Raw genomic sequence first — 14,923 nt, 5'->3', positions numbered from 1 at the left:
ACATTTCATGGTGTCAAGTAAACGGGTACCCTGACGACCATGGCCACACCTCAGAGCACCCGCCCCGACGCGCTGACCATGGAAGTCGTCGACCTGATCGGCTCGGTCGTGGCCCGCTACCACGAGGAGTACGAGGATGCTGCCGCCGAGCACGCTCTGACCGGCGCCCAGGCGAGGCTGCTCAGCCTGCTCGCCCTCGGACCCCTGCCCATGCGAAAGCTGGCCCACAAGCTCAATTGCGAGCCCTCGAACGTCACGGGCATCGTCGACCGCCTCGAATCCCGGGGCCTCGTCGAGCGCCGCCCGGACCCGGCCGACCGCCGGGTGAAACTGGCCGCGGCGACGGACGAGGGCCGCCGGGTGGCCCGCGGCCTGCGCGAATCCCTGCGCTTCGCCCGGGAGCCGCTGGCGGGGCTGAGCGAGGGGGAACGGCTGACGCTGCGGGACCTGCTGCAGCGGATGGTGGGCGTGGAGAGCTAGGGCCTGCGTCGGAGCAGCCCGCGTCGTCCGGTGCGGGCGATCGCGAGGCGGAGGGTCGTCCTCGTACTGGGCCTACGCGGTTACGGATTTCTCTACCGCGATCGCACCCGGCTGCGCTCCGCTCCGCCCGGCGCGCTTCCCGGCTCTGGCTGCGCCCGTTTCTCCTGCCTTCGGCCCGCTCCGCGCGCGCTGCGCCGACGCGCGCCCACGATGGATAGGGCCCGGGGGCCATGAGTCGATCACCGCATCAAGCGGCCACGGTCAGAACGAACCTCCGGCAGGGGCGCTCGGGCTCGGAGATGGAGGGGCGCCGTTCGTGAGTGCCGGCCGGAGCGTGGCGTGCGTCGTGTGGGCTCCCATCCCGACCACCTTCGACCCAGACAGAGCCGAGCAGACGCGGCCCAGGGCGTTCAGGTCGTTCGTACAGTGGCGCGCTCCACCTTGACGCCAGGAACGCCCGCTCCACGGTGTGTGGGTCGAAGGCGGACGGGATGGGAGCTGGGGTAAGTGGTGGGTAGAGGAGCATGGGCAGGTGCGGCATGCGCTACTGAACGAGAGCCAAGCTCAGATGATCCTCAAGACTTTCCGTATCGGGTTCCACGAGCAGGGGCGGGGTGCCATGTTCATCTCCCACGCGGAACACGATCGTGTGTCGCGGGCTACTGCCATCAGGCAGCTAAGGAGACGAACATGCTTGGAACAATGGACCTGGGAGCCATGATCGGCGCAGCCGTCACGGTCGTTGCCATCGCAGGTCTCGCCATAGTTGCTGCCAGGTGGTTCAGGGCGCGGGGGCGGTAGACGCGGGCGAGGGAGGCCACCAAAGTTAGCTGAGCCCGCTGCGTGCCAGACACGGCATAACGTCACGACCGCGTGCAGCCGCTGACATCAGTAGCTGACACCGGCGGTCACCGCCGAACCTGGCCGAAAACAGCGGAGCTTGCGGCGTGCAACCCTTCTACAGCGCTGGTTGGGATGCGGGCAACATCACCGCAGCCTCTCGCCGGATCAGCAGGCGTCCTAGCAGTGATCTCCACCTCGGCCTGATAGGCAACCGAAGCCGTCGCCAGCGCTACTTCCTCCAGAGAACCGGCCGCACGCGGCAGACCCGCCGCCTGGTGAGCCAGCTCAACATGCTCGGTTATCAAGTGTCCCTGCAGTCAGTAGAACCGCCTGAACTGCGGAGGTGCTGGATTTTCGAATCAGATTCCACCGAGCCCGTGACGAGATGCAGGGCTTGCTGCCTCTCCAAGTCGCAAGCCTCGCTTGGCTTGACGCTGTGCACCGGGCCCCAGTAAAAGGGCCCGGCGGTCGCGTCAGATGTCCTGGAGCATGATCCGTGCGAGTTCACGCGGCTTCGAGAACATCGGCCAGTGCCCGGTGTCCATTTCCACCAGCCGCCAGCGCTCGCTCTTGAGCAGCCGCGCCACGTCCTCGCTCGGTTCCGGCCCGTCGAGCAGGCACTTGATGTACGTCGCCGGGAGCTCGCCGAGCGGCCGCTCCAGGATGGCCGGCTCGGTGACCGTCGCACCTGGGTGCGGGGTGGACCTGCTGACGATCCGGGCGACCTGCTCGTCGGTGAGGTCCTGCCCCGCATATTCGGGCGCGGTGAGCGGGACCCAGAACCCGTCGTTCTGGGCGAGTGTCGCTTCGAAGACTGCCTGCCCTTGCCACCAGGCGGAGACCATCGACTCCCCGTGCGTGGGCACACCGGAGTCGACGAAGACGATCCGGTTCAGCCGGTCGCCGATCCGCTCGGCAGCCTGCCCGACGGGGATGCCCGCGTAGCTGTGCCCAACGAGGACGACGTCCCGCAGCCCGAGCCGCTCCACTTCCCCCACGATGTCCTGCACATGGGTCTGCTGCCCGGCCGGCACGCTCTGTCGCTCCGCGAGCCCGGACAGCGTCAGCGCGTGCGCGCCGTGCCCGGCCGCCCGCAGCTCCGGGACGACGTCGTCCCACGCCCACGATCCGAGCCACGCGCCCGCTACGAGTACGAAATCAGTCATCCCGGCACCGTAGTAGAGGGGGCTGACAGCCAGGATGCACCAGGCATCGCTCGGGGGTCTGGCTGACTGACGCTTTGGCTGCCATGCATCGACAGGGGGCAGGCGGCGGGTGCTGTCGAAACTCATCGACCACCGGCTTCCCGGTCTCCGGGGGTGCTGCTCCTTGCCATCGACATCCGCTGTCGCTTGCTTCTGGTGAACAGCCAACAACCGGTGTCCGTCCCCTCTCCCCCACCCTCCCGAGACCGTCCCTGTCCCGTAGGAGGGACCAGGGGCGGCGACAGGCGTACTACGGCGCGGGACGCGGGCGTGCCGGGCGCGCATCCTGCCGGTGCGGGCGGCTGAGACTGGCCCCAAGAGGTTCCGCGCTGGGCGGGGTCCGGATGGCCGGGAGGTGGCTGCGGTGGCGGCGAGCCGAAGCAGGGCACGGGGCGGCAAGGAGTGGACGCGGCGCAGGGCGGCGCTGGAGCGAGCCGCGGCACAGGGCGGCGCTGGAGCGGGCCGCGGCGCGGGTGGCCGAGGAGCGGCGGGCGGCGGCTCAGGCGGAGGAGGAGCGGCAGCGGCGGGAGGCGGAGTTCGACGAGCTGGTGGCGGACTTCGAGCTGGCGCGGGAGGACGAAGAGGTGATCGCGGCCGAGGTGGAGGGGGAGCTGCGCCGGGTGCGGGAGCGTGGCCAGGCGCGGATCCACAAGGCGTGGGTGGTGGCGGCGCGGGTGGTGGTGGCGATGGGTGTGAAGGGCGAGACGGTGTCGGGGTGCTCGCGCCGGCTGGGGGTGGGGACGGACCGGGTCAAGGAGCTGCGCCGGTTGGGCCGGGAGACTGCCGCCGAGGCGGGTGCGGAGTCGGGCGCGGCGCCGGAGTCGGGCCGCGAGCGGCAGAACGCGGCCCGGGCGCCGGAGTTGGGCGGGCCGACGGCGGGGGCGTCGGCGGGGCGGCCGGCGCCGGTGCGGCCGGTGGCTGCTGTGCCCGCTCCCCCGGTCGTTGCGCCCGTCGCGCCTGCGGCCGGTCCGGTCGGGGCGCCGGGGACGGGTGACGGGTCGGTGCCGGGAGCGGGTTGGCCGGGGTCTGCCGACTGAGCGCCGAGGGCCTGGCGTGCCAACGGCCCCGGCTGCCCGGGTGGGGTGCGGCGGCCGGGGCCGTCGGTGGTGCGGGGTGGGTCAGCCCTGGCGCTGCTGAGTCCAGGGTGCGGCGGGCCGCCGCTGGGGCGCGGCCGGCTGCTGAGGCCAGGCGGCGGGAGCCTGCTGCGGGGCGGCCTGGGGCGGGAGGTGGCCGGTAAAGCGGCCGGGGTCGACGTCCTTGAAGTAGACGGTGACGGCGGCCCGGTCGGCGACGAAGATCCGCTCGTGGAGGCCGGGCGGGGTGAGGATCCACACGACGGTGTCGCCGCGGCGGGTGGAGCGTCGGATCAGGGGCGGGGGGAGGACGACCTCCTCGGTGATGCCGGTGCTCGGGTCGGTCTCGGGGACCTTGATGTGGTCGACGACGCTGAACAAGCCCTGCATGTCGAAGAGTTCGTTGATCGTAGTTTGGTACTGCACAGCGGGTGTCCCCCCTTCTCGTTGTGGTGTGGCGCCCGGTGGCGACGGTCTCCTATCGGACGGTAGGCGCGCTGGGGGGCGTCGGGGGCCTGGCCTGGGCGCGGGTGCCAGCAGGTGGGACGCGGGTTGTGGTGGCGGGGCCGCAGGCGGGATACACGCAGCGGCGCCGGTGGACGGTGTCCGGGCACGGGGCCGTACAGGGCGGGGCTCGGGGCTATTCGGTGCGGGCGTCGGCCGGTGGCCGGGGCCTGGGTGCGGGCTCACCGTGCTGCGGGCGGGAGTTAGGGCAGCAAGCGGCGACGGGCGGGCATGGCGGCGGCCCCCGCGCCGCTGGGGTGAGGTACCGGGGGCCGATGGCGCGTGTGGGGCGGGATCAAGTCGTAGGGGTCTTGTGGGTGGTGGCGAGGGTGTCGCGCAGGTGGCGCAGCGCGCGGACGGCATCGCCTTCGTCGTCGGCGGGCCAGAAGGGGTCGCTGTCGCGTGCTTCGTCGAAGCCTTGGTTGTCGTCGATGAGGGCGAGAGCCTCGGCGACAGTGGCCGCGGCGGAGGCGTAGTCGGTGTCGGGGGCTGCGCGGGAAGCCGGGTCGGGGGCGGGCATGACGGTGGAGCGGTAGGCGGGGTCGTCGGTGACCAGGGTGCCGAGAAAGGTGAGGGCCAGGGTCCAGGCGGTGTGGCACGCGGCGCGGTGGGCGGGTATCAGGGCGAGCACGGCGTTGGCGGATTCGGCAGCGCTGCTGGAGCGTTCGAGGAGCAGCTCGGTTTCCTGGGTGATGAGGTAGGCCCGGGAGTCGCCGCACCACGCAAGGGTGAGCGGGCGGCCGGGGACGGTGACGGCGACGACGGCTGCGGCCTTCGGCCCGCCGGAGCCGTGGGCACGTTCGGCGGCGTATGCGTCGAAGACGGCGCGCAGGCCGGCCTCGGCGTCGCCGCGGTGAGCGGCGGCACGGGCGAGGCGGCGGGCGGCGGTGCGCGTCCACTGGCGTACCGCCTCGGAAGAGCCGATGCCGTCCAGCAGGACGTAGGCGCGGGCGCCGGTGGGGGCGGTGCGCACGGCAGTTGCGTCGCATTGCGTATCGCGAAGGCCGGTGAGCTGGGCGGTGGCGTTGGTGCGCACGGTGTCTCCGTTCGCTGCGTGGGTGGGTGCGTGGGTGTGGTGATCGCGTGGGGGTGGGAGGCCGGCCGCGCAGGCCTGGGGGCCCGTCGGGCCGGCGGGTCGCGGTGGTTGAGCGCCGGGCGCCCGGGGATGGTGGTCCTTCGGTTGCGGGCCGTGTCGGCTTCCGGGCTGGTTGGTGCAGGGGGTTGGGCCGGGCTGGATGGTGGCGGAGGTGGGGCAGAACTCCCACGGCGTGGCGGTGTCCTGGTTGAGCCAGCCGTCGGCGGCGAGGCTGACGTGTTCGAAGTGGGCGGCGAGGCCGTCGACGTGCGGGCAGGAGCAGCGGACGTGGACGACGCAGGTCCCGACCGTGTTGAAGCCGATGCGGACGACTTTCGTCATGTCCTGGCGGAGGTGCGCGCCGCAGTCCCCGAGGCAGACCTCCCCGCCGTTCTTGAGGCCGCCTTCGGGCGGAAGCCCGACGGCACCCCCATGGACCAACGACAAGCGCTCCGGCCGCCAGATGACCAAGGAGACAGAACCTAGCCGCGCAACCCGCGGGGCGGGGCCGGGGGCCAGGGACGGGAGCGGCCCCCGGGGACGGTCCGTGTCGGGACCGGCTGGAGGCCGCACGCCGGGCAGGGTGGCGGGGCCGGGGCGCACCGCGCGGGAGGACAGGTCGGGGTGGATCAGGAGGCGCGGGATGTCGCGCGTGTACCGGAGAGCGCCACCCGGACCGCGGGCGGCTCGATCTCGCAGAAGCCCACCGAGGCGACGCTGAGGTGGATGGTCGTGCCGTCGGGCCCGGTGACCGCCAAAACGTCGCCGACGGACAGCGACCGGACGTCTGCGGGCCAGTCCTGCTGCGCTCGATGTTCACGTACGCGGTGACGGTGTACGCGTCGCCCGGGATGGTGGGCGGCATCATAAGCGCGGGAGCGCCGGTGTCGATACGGGCGGTGACGATCGGCGGGTACTGGATGTGCGTGGTCAAGGCAGACCCCCTGGGCAGGTGGTGTGGTGGATGGGTGCCGGGGCCGGGGCCGGAGGGGCGGGGGTGGTCACCGCTGCTCCGGCCCGGCCGCTGAACCCTGACCGGGCGGGCGGTTAGCCCCGCAACCGCCCGAAGCTGAAGGCGGGTAGCGGCCGGCCCGCCCCGGCCGGCGACAGCAGGGGCGGGCCCGGCAAGCAGGGTCCGCCGGTCGTTCACGTGGGCGGCAGGTTGTCTGCGCCGGTCAGGCTCGGCATGCCGTTCGGTAAAAGCTCCAGGTACGCCAGGACTTCGCAGTGCTCCTGGATGATCTGCGCGATCTCGGGAGGGAGAAGGGGACGGGCACCGGTGGTCGGGTGGTGACGTGGTGGTGCCCCCCTCCTGTGGTGCCGGATGGTGAGCGTGGTGGGGGGAGGTGATGCCGGTCGGCTGTGGTGGGGGTGGAGGTGTTTCTCCGGGTGCCCGCGACGCCGGCGTCGCAGACGCCCTCGGCCCCCTCGACGACCGGGACCCCAATGGCAGGCATCGTGCCGGGCAGCCGCCACGCATGGGATTCGGCGATGCCCGCGTTCTTGGCTTCCTTCAGCCGGTCGTAGTCCAGTTCCCCGGTCGCGTCCTCGTCCTTGCAGCGCACGACGTCGGCCCTGGAGGTGTCGATCACGTCGAACTGCGGGCTGCCCTGCTTGATCTGAGCGAGCAGCTGCGCGTACGCGATGTTCACCACCTTGATCTGGATGCCGGTTTGCTTGGTGAAAGCGTCCTAGACGGCCTTCTGGTTGGCCTCGCCATAAGTGCCGCCGCTGTTGCGGACGACGAGAGTCTTGGAGCTCTTGCCGCCGCTGCCGGCAGCGGTCCGGCTGGTGCCGGTGCCGCAGGCGCGGAGGAGCGGCGACGAGACCCGCCGCGACTCCGCCGACTCCACGCAGGAAGAGTCGGCGGTCTATCCCGGGCGTCTCTCATCGTGTGCCTCCTGAGGGTGGTGCGACGGGGGAAGGGGGGCGGCTGGAGTGGGGCACTACGGGCGGGGATCCGCCTCGTCGGGTGCGACGCCCGCGCCGTGGGTCCGGAGGGTGTCGGGCCGCGTGGCCCCGTCGGGGTCCCACGGGACGGCTATGGCAGCCAGTTCGGCGCCGGGGGCGACGGTGAGGCCGTGCATGCCGTAGAAGACCCGCCCGCCGGCCGGGGCGTGGACCGTGTGCTCCCGGCCGTCGGCCGGGTCGACGATGCGGCCGAGGACGTCGCCCTCCGCCACTTCGCCGATGACGTCGGCGTCGAAGGAGAACTCCGGGTACCACAGGCCGGTGGCCTCGGCCGTGACACCGGCGGCCCAGACCCACTCGCGGATCGGCGCCGGGGCGGAGTCGTCCGGGTCCAGCACACCCAAGTGGCGCAGCGCCCGGTACAGACCGTCGACGCGGCGGCGAGTCGTGGCCCCGTCGCGCTGCCCGAGTTCGCCCACCTCGACGAGGACCGCCGAGATGCCCTGGCGGGCGGCGGCCGCGTGGCTGTTGCCACCGTCGGCCTTCACCCCGAGGATGACGTCCTCGATACCGAAGGACCCGGCCAGCTCGGCCGTCACCTTGTCGAGGTCCGGGTCACCGGTGAGGCGGTAGCCGACGAAGTCCCGCAGCACCTGGTCGATGCCGCCGCAGTGCAGGTCGATATAGACGTCGGCGCCGTCGACCAGGTGAGCGAAGAGCCAGGCGGCCAGCCGCTCGGTGGGGCTGCCGTCCGGGTCGCCGGGAAAGACACGGTTGATGTTCACGCCGTCGACCGGGGAGACGTTGAGCCGACCCTGGTACACGGCGGGAGGGTTGGCGACCGGACAGATGATCACCTGCCCGCGCACCTCACCCGGTTTCAGCAGGGTCGTCAGTCGTACGACGGCGTCGATGGGCGTGAACTCGCCGCCATGCACCCCCGCAGTGATGACGACCCGGGGGCCCGGGCGGGTGCCGTTGACGAGGGTCAGCGGGATGTCGACGGTGAGCGTGCCCAGGTCGGCGCGGACGGTGCCGCGGACCTTGGTGCCGGGCTGGGCCTCCAGGGAGCCGACGGAGAGGGTGGTGTCGCTCATGGTCATGCCTCCATACGGCCGACGGTGGAGAGGAAGTCGATGGGCTGCGGCGAGGAGCCGTCCAGCGCGAGGCCTGCGGCGATGTCTCCGCAGGTGACAGCGCATGCCAGTCGGTGAACGATGCCCGAAAGCCGTGTGCGGGAGAACTGCATGCACGGTTTGAAGCGGCGGGGACCGAAAACGGAGCGTCAGCCACCGCGCAAGTCCCCGACCCTACTCAAGAGGAAACGGGCCCGGAGGTGTGGCTTCCGGCCCAGCCACGTCCCCAGGCCTGCCGGAGACGGCGAGGACGGAGAGGAGGACGAGTGCGGTGGCCGGGCCCAGTACGGTCCAGGGGGCCAGTTCCGCGTACGGCTGGTTCTCCGACAGCAGGCGGCCCCACTCGTTGCGGGGCGGATGGTGTACGACGCGGGGTGGTCGGGGTCGTTCATGAGGGCCTCCTGTGCGAGTGAGGTCCTCCATGGTACGAAGTCGGAAACGATTTTCACGATCGCTAGGTGGGTGAGTGCGGCAGGGGCCCGGAGTTGTGGCAGGCGGGCAGGCGGTAAGCGGCTGCCCGCACGGCACACTGTCGCCACCCGATGCCTGGAATAGCCGCCTTGGCCCTGAGGCGGTTGAGCTGGTCGCCACCGAACGCCTGCGGAAAAATGCGGCCTTCACGCCGTGGCGGTGGTCGTGCGGGTCCGGGCGGATTGGACGGCGGTGAGCAGCTCGCGGGTATAGGGGTTGGGCGGGGGTGGTGTACAGGGTGTGGGCGGGGGCGCTCTCCACGATCCGGCCGTGGTGCATCACCGCGACACGGTGGGCGAAGTGCCGTACCAAGGGCAGGTCGTGGCAAATGAACAGATACGCCAGCCCGAGCCGTTCCTGGAGGTCGGTGAGGAGGTTCAGGATCCCGGCCCGCACCGAGAGGTCGAGCGCGGAGACCGGTTCGTCCAGTACGAGCAGCCGTGGCTCGCTCGCCAGGGCGCGGGCGATGCCGACCCGCTGGCACTGGCCGCCGGACAGCTCGTGTGGCAGCCGGTCGCCGAGCCGGGGATCCAGCCCGGTCAGCTCCAGCAGTTCGGTGACCCGGTCGGGGCCGGACCGCGGGTCCCAGCGTCCCTGGACGCGCAGGGGCTCGGCCACCGCGTCCCAGACCCGCAGCCGGGGGCTGAGGGAGCCGTACGGGTCCTGGAAGACCGGCTGGATCGCCGGGCGCAGGGGCCGCAGCGCTGCCTCGTCGAGGGTAGTCAGTTCGTGTCCGTCGAACCGCACCTGGCCGCTGTCCGGGCGGCGCAGCAGCAGCACGGCGGAGGCGGTGCTCGACTTCCCCGAGCCGGACTCGCCGATCAGGGCGAGGGTTTCGCCGGGGGGAAAGAGTGAACGAGACGTGGTCGACAGCGAGTAGGGGGGCCGCTCGCCGGCCCCAGGTTCGCCGCGCCGGGTAGCTGACGGTGAGGTCGGCGACCTCCAGCAGGGCGTTCATGCCATACCCCCGACGGGGAACAGGTCCCGCGCCGATGCGGGTACTGCCTCCCAGCGGTGGCAGGACACCAGATGCCCCGCCGGGCCGACCGGCTGCGGCTCCGGCTCGTCCGTACGGCAGCGTTCCTGTGCCAGCGGGCAGCGCGGGGCGAAGGCGCACCCAGCCGACAGCTCGGAAGGGGACGGGGGTGTGCCACCGATGGCGGGGAGCCGCCGGTCCGCCGTCGGTTCGTCCGGTGGCAGCGAGGCGAGCAGCCCGGCGGTGTAGGGGGCCCGCGGCCGGGTGAGCAGCCACTCCACCGGGCCGGACTCGCTGTGCCGTCCGGCGTACATCACCAGCGTCCGGTCGGCGTGTCCGGCGACTATCCCCAGGTCGTGGGTGACCAGGAGCATCGCCGCACCGGTCGCCTCACGGAGCGAGGCCAGCACGCCGAGGACCTGTTCTTGCACGGCGGGGTCGAGGGCGGTGGTCGGCTCGTCGGCAACAATCAGCTCCGGATCGTTGACCATCGCCATCGCGATGACGACGCGCTGGCGCATGCCGCCGGAGAACTCGTGCGGGTACGCCTTCGCCCGCCGGGCCGCGTCCGCGATGCCCACCCCGTCGAGTGCCGCCGCAGCCTCGGCCCGTGCCGTTTTGCGGCCGAGGCCACGCACTGAACGTATGGCGGCGGCGAGCTGGTCTCCGACGGTGTGCACGGGGCTGAGCACTGCGAGGGCATCCTGCGGCCCGAGCGCGAGGTGCCGGCCCCAGAGCCCGGCATACACCGACCGGGGCGCGCCGAGGAGTTCTTGGCCCCGCAGACGGACGCTGCCGGTGAGCTGCGCCCCGTAGGGGGCCATGCCGAGGACGGCGTGGGCGGTCAGTGACTTCCCGGCGCCGGACTCGCCGACCACGGCCAGGACCTCGCCTTCGTGGACGTCGAACGAAAGGCCGCGTACGGGGGTGATGTGCCGGACGCCGTCGGGGAGGGTCATGCGCAGGTCGCGTACGGACAGCAGAGGCTGAGGGGCGTGGTCACGACTTCGCCTCCTTCCTTGTGCCCGGGCGGCCGGGTGCGGTGAGGGTGGGCAGGGACACAGCGAAGCCGGCGAGCAGCGCGAGGGCTGTCGCCGGGGCGAGGGACGCCCAGGGGCACGTTCGAGGTAGGCCCGGGATTCGTCGAGCAGTAGGCCCCATTCGGGGGCGGGCGGCTGGGCGCCGAGGCCGAGGAAGCCGAGGGAGGCGAGGGCCAGGGCGATGCCCGGCAGCCGCAGCACCGCGTGGCGGGCCACCGGGCCGGCCACGGCGGGCAGGAGGTGCCGGTTGAGGATCCAGCGCGGGGTGGAGCCGATCGCCTTCTGCGCGGTGAGGAATCCGGCCGCCCGGGTCTCCTGGACGAGGGCGGAGGCGTGCGCGGCGAGTGGTGGCCAGGAGATCAGCCCGACGGCGACGGAAGCGCCGGCGGTGCCGGGGCCGAAGGCCGCGGCGACGAGGATGCCGACGATGACCGGTGGCAGGGCGTTGGCGATGTCGGCGACTCCGGCGGACATCGACGGCAGGAAGCCGATCGCGAGGGCGAAGAGATAACTGACCAGGCGGACCGCCACGCCACGCTGAGCGTCGCGGCCGCGCCGTGCCCGAGCCGGGCCAGTACGTCCCGGCCGAGCCCGTCGGTGCCCAGTGGGTGCGGCCAGGAGGGGGCGGATAGGCGGGCGGTGGCCTTCACGGTGTACGGGTCGCGCAGCAGCCCCCAGCCGGTGACCATCAGCAGGACCGCCGCGAGTGCCACGGGTACCGCCCGGGCCAGGCGGCCCGCCGGGGCCTGCCGGGGCGCGGGCAATGCCAAGGCGGCGTCCCGCAGTCCGGGGCCGAGCAGCCGTACCCGCACCAGGTGGGCGAGAACGCCCGCCGCGAGGCCGAGAAGGAGCAGCACCAGCACCGCGCCCTGAAGCAGCGGCACATCCTGTGCCTTGGCGGCCCCCAGCGCCGTACGACCGATGCCGGGCACGGCGAAGACGGTCTCCACCGGGACCGCCCCGCCGGTCAGCCCGACCGCGACCAGGCCGAACTGCGGGACGATCGCGGGCACGGACCGGCGCAGCGCCGCGAATGCGATGCGCCGCGCGAAGACACCCGAGGCCCGCCACAGTCCGACCCAGCGTTCGCCGAACGCGGCGGGCAGGGCGTCGTCGACGAGCCGGCCGAGAAGCCCGCCCGCCGGAACGCCCATCGCCAGCGCGGGCAGCACCATGTTCGGCGGGCCCTGCCAGCCGGAAGTCGGCAGCCAGTCCAGCCACACGCCGAGCGCGATCAGAAGCACCGTCGCCAGCAGGCAGGCGTTGCGGTACGGGTACGCGGCGACGATCTCCCGGTCCGGCCCGGTCTTTCCGGGAACACCAATCGACTCCTCGACATCGATGGCAGTCAGGCCGTCGACGCCGGCCGCGGACGCGCCTGGACATCGAAGCCGCGTTGGGAGTGAGTGCGGACGTGCTGTGGCCGAAGGCCGTTCGAACCAATGTGGAGTCCGGGCTCCCTGGTTGCCCGCGACCCGGTCGAACGCCACCAACAGCGTCGCCGGGTCGTGCACGAAGTTGAACAGGTCATCAAACCGGCGGCCAGGATCGGCCACCGTCCAACGGTGAAGCTTGGTCTGCATCTCCAGTACCCGGGCCCGAGGGCCCGGAGCTCCGCCATTCGGCGGGGCGTCTTCCGGCATTGCAGCATCCTTCCCTTCTCGATACCGCTGCCGCCCTTCCCCATGCGGCCGGCTCTCCCGGCCTCGGAGTACTACGGCGGCTCCGCCCCGTCCCCAACCGATCAGCGGTCGATGCGCCCAGCCCGGGCAGTCTGCTGGAGGCAGGTGAGGGGGCGAGGTTCGGGACGGTTCCCGTGTTCACCGTGGTTCGCTCCATGAAGGAGGAGCCCGACCGTGTCCCTGCGGCATCGCCACGAGTACGCCGCAGGCTTTCCTCGTGGCCTCCCGGCCAGCTTTTGTAGACCGGCCCAGGAGTTGTCAGATCACCCGAAAGGATGACCTGGATACGCACCGCTTCCGGCCCAGATCCGCCAGGTTCGAGCCGGTGTCCCTTTAAGAGACGTAAAACGCCGGTTCCTCGCGTACTCCTCTCCATCACGCTTGCCGGACCCGCCCCATCTGGCAGTTCTGGGTACGTCCCGGCTTTGTCAGGGCCGCTCTCGCCCTCCCCGGCATCACCCGGATCAGGCTGCCCTCAGCTTCAACCCTGCTGCTGCGACAGCGGGTTGGTGCAGGTCTTCCACCTCCACTCGAACCAACAGCGCCTCACGGCGCAAACAGAAGCTGAGCCAGAACCCGAGAAGCGACAGCACTCGAGCACGACTTCGGGAGGCACCTCATTTCTGCCTCGGTCACTGTTCACGAGAACGCCAGCACCCCCAAGGCTTGACCTTCCAGTCCGGGCCGAGGGCGAAGCCCGAGAAGGCAACACCGAAGGTGCGGCTATCGGTGTGGTGGCGATGTCCGGCAGGACACGAACGGGGTGGAGGACATCGCCATCCGTACCCCGCTGCCGAAGGGGCCATTGCGTGAAAGCCGTTGGACAGATCACGCCGCCCTCGCCCGTATGCCGCCGTTCTGTTAGTCGATCAGGACGCCTGGGTTGAGGATGCGATGGGGGTCCAGGGCGTCCTTGGCGGCGCGCAGGGCCAGCGCGAAGGGCTCCGGGCGCTGGAGGTCGTAGCCGGGGCGGTGGTCGCGGCCGACAGCGTGGTGGTGGGTGATGGTTGCGCGGTAGCGGTGCAGGACGTCGCTCGCGGCGGCTTTGATGTCGTCCCAGACTTCAACCTCGTCGCCGGGTCGGCCGGCGACGGCCACGGTGAAGTAGGGGGCGGCGCCGTCAGGGTAGACGTGGGTCAGGCGGCAGTTGATGGTGGCCGGGTGTCCGGTGGCCTTCAAGGCGGCGGTGCCGACCTGGGTGCGGACGGCATCGATCAGGGCGGGAATCTTGTCCCAGGTGGCGGCGGTCTCGAAAGTCTCGACGACGGCGCCCATGCGGGCCAGGCCGTCGCGTAGGTAGGGCATGCGCAGGAACGCCGAGCGCCAGGCGCTCACCGCCGTGTCGGCCGGGGCGTCGCGGTCCGCCGTCGGCGCCCCGCCGCGGCCGCCGCCGTGGGCGCGGGCCAGGTCCAGGGCGCTCGTGAGGCGGTCGTCGACGCGGGTGGTGGCGGATTCGAAGCCCAGGACCAGGACGGTGGAGCCGTCGTGCGAGGCGCCGGACAGCGCGGCCTCGCCGGAATCGAGCAGGCGACAGTTGGCTGGGGAGAGGTCGGATTGGGCGATGGCACGCACCGCGTCCAGCGCCTGGTGGAAGTCGGCAAAGGCCACGGACGCCGAGGCCTTGTGCCGGGGGCGCTCCTGCAGGCGCATCCACGCCTCGGTGATGACGCCGAGCGCGCCTTCAGAGCCGAGGAACAGCCGGTCGGGCGACGGTCCGGCGCCGGATGCGGGCAGCCGCCAGGACGTCCCCGCTCCGGCGGGCGTCACCACGTGCAGGGACTGGACGAAGTCGTCGATGTGGGTGCGGACGGTGGCGTAGTGGCCTCCGGCCCGGGTGGCCAGCCAGCCGCCGAGGGTGGAGAACTCGAAGCTCTGCGGGAAGTGGCGCAGGGTGAGGCCGTAGGGCCGCAACTGCTCTTCCAGCACGGGACCGAGCGCGCCGGCCTGGATGCGGGCTGAGCGGCTGTCGGCGTCGATCTCCAGGACCCGGTCCATCGAGGTCAGGTCCAGCGACAGCACGGCGCAGTGTGCGTCGCCGCGGTACTCCACTCCGCCGACCACCGAGGAGCCGCCCCCGAAGGGGATGACGGCCACGCCGTGCCCGCCGGCCCAGTCCAGCAGGTCGGCCACCTCCTGGTCGTCGGTCGGTCGGGCGACCAGGTCGGGGATCCGGCCGGGCCGGCCGCGCAGGGCCCGGATGACGTCGCGGTAGGCCTTGCCCATGGCGTGTGCGGCGCGCGCTTCCGGATCGGCGGTGACCAGGTGCGCCAGTGCGGGCGGGGGTGTCGCGCCGGGACGGGCGATGGGCAGGTCGGCGACCCGGGGTATCGGCAGCGGGCGGGCCAGGGTGCCCGGCAGCAGGGCGCCCATGGCGGCGCATTCGGCGTCGTCGGGGTGGGCGTCGGCGTAGCCCCAGCCCCACCAGGATCGCGTGCGGGAGGTGCCGGAGTCGGACGGGGTGGCAGGCATGACTGTGCTCCCAGCGAGGTCCAGGCAATTTACCCAACAGAAAATTACCCTAGGGTAA

General features: G+C 72.0%; 13 protein-coding genes. 2 read left to right on the top strand and 11 right to left on the bottom strand.

Features of this window, described 5'->3' with window-relative positions; translation table 11 throughout:
- Window positions 1-39 precede the first annotated feature (39 nt).
- Complete coding sequence (locus AB0M62_RS26750) at window positions 40-480, top strand: MarR family transcriptional regulator (protein ID WP_366076847.1); 441 nt, start codon at window positions 40-42, stop codon at window positions 478-480.
- 1,316 nt (window positions 481-1,796) lie between these two features.
- Here AB0M62_RS26750 and AB0M62_RS26745 read toward each other — a convergent pair.
- Window positions 1,797-2,489 (bottom strand): alpha/beta hydrolase, encoded by a 693-nt coding sequence (locus AB0M62_RS26745; RefSeq protein ID WP_366076846.1) that lies wholly within the window; start codon window positions 2,487-2,489, stop codon window positions 1,797-1,799.
- Window positions 2,490-2,872: 383 nt separating this feature from the next.
- Between AB0M62_RS26745 and AB0M62_RS26740 the strand changes: the two genes are divergently transcribed.
- Window positions 2,873-3,565 (top strand): hypothetical protein, encoded by a 693-nt coding sequence (locus AB0M62_RS26740; RefSeq protein WP_366076845.1) that lies wholly within the window; start codon window positions 2,873-2,875, stop codon window positions 3,563-3,565.
- A gap of 81 nt (window positions 3,566-3,646) precedes the next feature.
- Here the strand turns inward: AB0M62_RS26740 and AB0M62_RS26735 are convergent, their stop codons facing one another.
- The 10 genes from AB0M62_RS26735 to AB0M62_RS26690 form a co-directional block, all read right to left on the bottom strand.
- Window positions 3,647-4,027, bottom strand: a complete 381-nt coding sequence (locus tag AB0M62_RS26735; protein WP_366076844.1) for a hypothetical protein — start codon at window positions 4,025-4,027, stop codon at window positions 3,647-3,649.
- Window positions 4,028-4,400: 373 nt separating this feature from the next.
- A complete protein-coding gene (locus AB0M62_RS26730; protein ID WP_366076843.1) occupies window positions 4,401-5,522 on the bottom strand; it encodes a hypothetical protein in 1,122 nt (373 codons plus the stop codon).
- An 833-nt stretch (window positions 5,523-6,355) separates the two neighbouring features.
- The gene (locus tag AB0M62_RS26725; protein ID WP_366076842.1) at window positions 6,356-6,832 is read right to left on the bottom strand and encodes a hypothetical protein; all 477 of its coding nucleotides are present in this window, start codon (window positions 6,830-6,832) and stop codon (window positions 6,356-6,358) included.
- A 39-nt stretch (window positions 6,833-6,871) separates the two neighbouring features.
- Entirely contained in the window at window positions 6,872-7,033 is a 162-nt protein-coding gene (locus tag AB0M62_RS26720; RefSeq protein WP_366076841.1) for a hypothetical protein, read from the bottom strand.
- Window positions 7,034-7,126: 93 nt separating this feature from the next.
- On the bottom strand, window positions 7,127-8,188 hold the full coding sequence (locus AB0M62_RS26715) for a succinylglutamate desuccinylase/aspartoacylase family protein (RefSeq protein ID WP_366076840.1): 1,062 nt from the start codon (window positions 8,186-8,188) through the stop codon (window positions 7,127-7,129).
- Window positions 8,189-8,190: 2 nt separating this feature from the next.
- Entirely contained in the window at window positions 8,191-8,340 is a 150-nt protein-coding gene (locus AB0M62_RS26710; protein ID WP_366076839.1) for a hypothetical protein, read from the bottom strand.
- A gap of 61 nt (window positions 8,341-8,401) precedes the next feature.
- Entirely contained in the window at window positions 8,402-9,520 is a 1,119-nt protein-coding gene (locus tag AB0M62_RS26705; RefSeq protein WP_366076894.1) for an ATP-binding cassette domain-containing protein, read from the bottom strand.
- A 132-nt stretch (window positions 9,521-9,652) separates the two neighbouring features.
- Window positions 9,653-11,188 carry an oligopeptide/dipeptide ABC transporter ATP-binding protein gene (locus AB0M62_RS26700; RefSeq protein ID WP_366076893.1) on the bottom strand — a complete coding sequence of 512 codons (1,536 nt, stop codon included), beginning with the start codon at window positions 11,186-11,188 and terminating at the stop codon, window positions 9,653-9,655.
- A complete protein-coding gene (locus AB0M62_RS26695; RefSeq protein WP_366076838.1) occupies window positions 11,074-12,270 on the bottom strand; it encodes an ABC transporter permease subunit in 1,197 nt (398 codons plus the stop codon). The genes AB0M62_RS26700 and AB0M62_RS26695 overlap by 115 nt, the downstream gene beginning before the upstream one ends.
- Before the next feature lie 987 nt (window positions 12,271-13,257).
- Window positions 13,258-14,865 carry an FAD-binding oxidoreductase gene (locus AB0M62_RS26690; RefSeq protein ID WP_366076837.1) on the bottom strand — a complete coding sequence of 536 codons (1,608 nt, stop codon included), beginning with the start codon at window positions 14,863-14,865 and terminating at the stop codon, window positions 13,258-13,260.
- Between the last annotated feature and the right edge of the window lie 58 nt (window positions 14,866-14,923).

The sequence above is a fragment of the Streptomyces sp. NPDC051219 genome (assembly GCF_040682335.1).
Classification (GTDB): domain Bacteria; phylum Actinomycetota; class Actinomycetes; order Streptomycetales; family Streptomycetaceae; genus Streptomyces.
This window is presented reverse-complemented; position numbering and strand designations above follow the sequence as displayed.

What these genes read in the sequence shown, in the direction of transcription:
- AB0M62_RS26750 (WP_366076847.1), top strand. Translation starts at nt 40, where the DNA reads ATGGCCACACCTCAGAGCACCCGCCCCGACGCGCTGACCATGGAAGTC.
- AB0M62_RS26740 (WP_366076845.1), top strand. Translation starts at nt 2,873, where the DNA reads ATGGCCGGGAGGTGGCTGCGGTGGCGGCGAGCCGAAGCAGGGCACGGG.
- AB0M62_RS26730 (WP_366076843.1), bottom strand. Translation starts at nt 5,522, where the DNA reads ATGACGAAAGTCGTCCGCATCGGCTTCAACACGGTCGGGACCTGCGTC.
- AB0M62_RS26710 (WP_366076839.1), bottom strand. Translation starts at nt 8,340, where the DNA reads ATGCAGTTCTCCCGCACACGGCTTTCGGGCATCGTTCACCGACTGGCA.
- AB0M62_RS26700 (WP_366076893.1), bottom strand. Translation starts at nt 11,188, where the DNA reads ATGTCCGCCGGAGTCGCCGACATCGCCAACGCCCTGCCACCGGTCATC.
- AB0M62_RS26690 (WP_366076837.1), bottom strand. Translation starts at nt 14,865, where the DNA reads ATGCCTGCCACCCCGTCCGACTCCGGCACCTCCCGCACGCGATCCTGG.
- AB0M62_RS26715 (WP_366076840.1), bottom strand. Translation starts at nt 8,188, where the DNA reads ATGAGCGACACCACCCTCTCCGTCGGCTCCCTGGAGGCCCAGCCCGGC.
- AB0M62_RS26745 (WP_366076846.1), bottom strand. Translation starts at nt 2,489, where the DNA reads ATGACTGATTTCGTACTCGTAGCGGGCGCGTGGCTCGGATCGTGGGCG.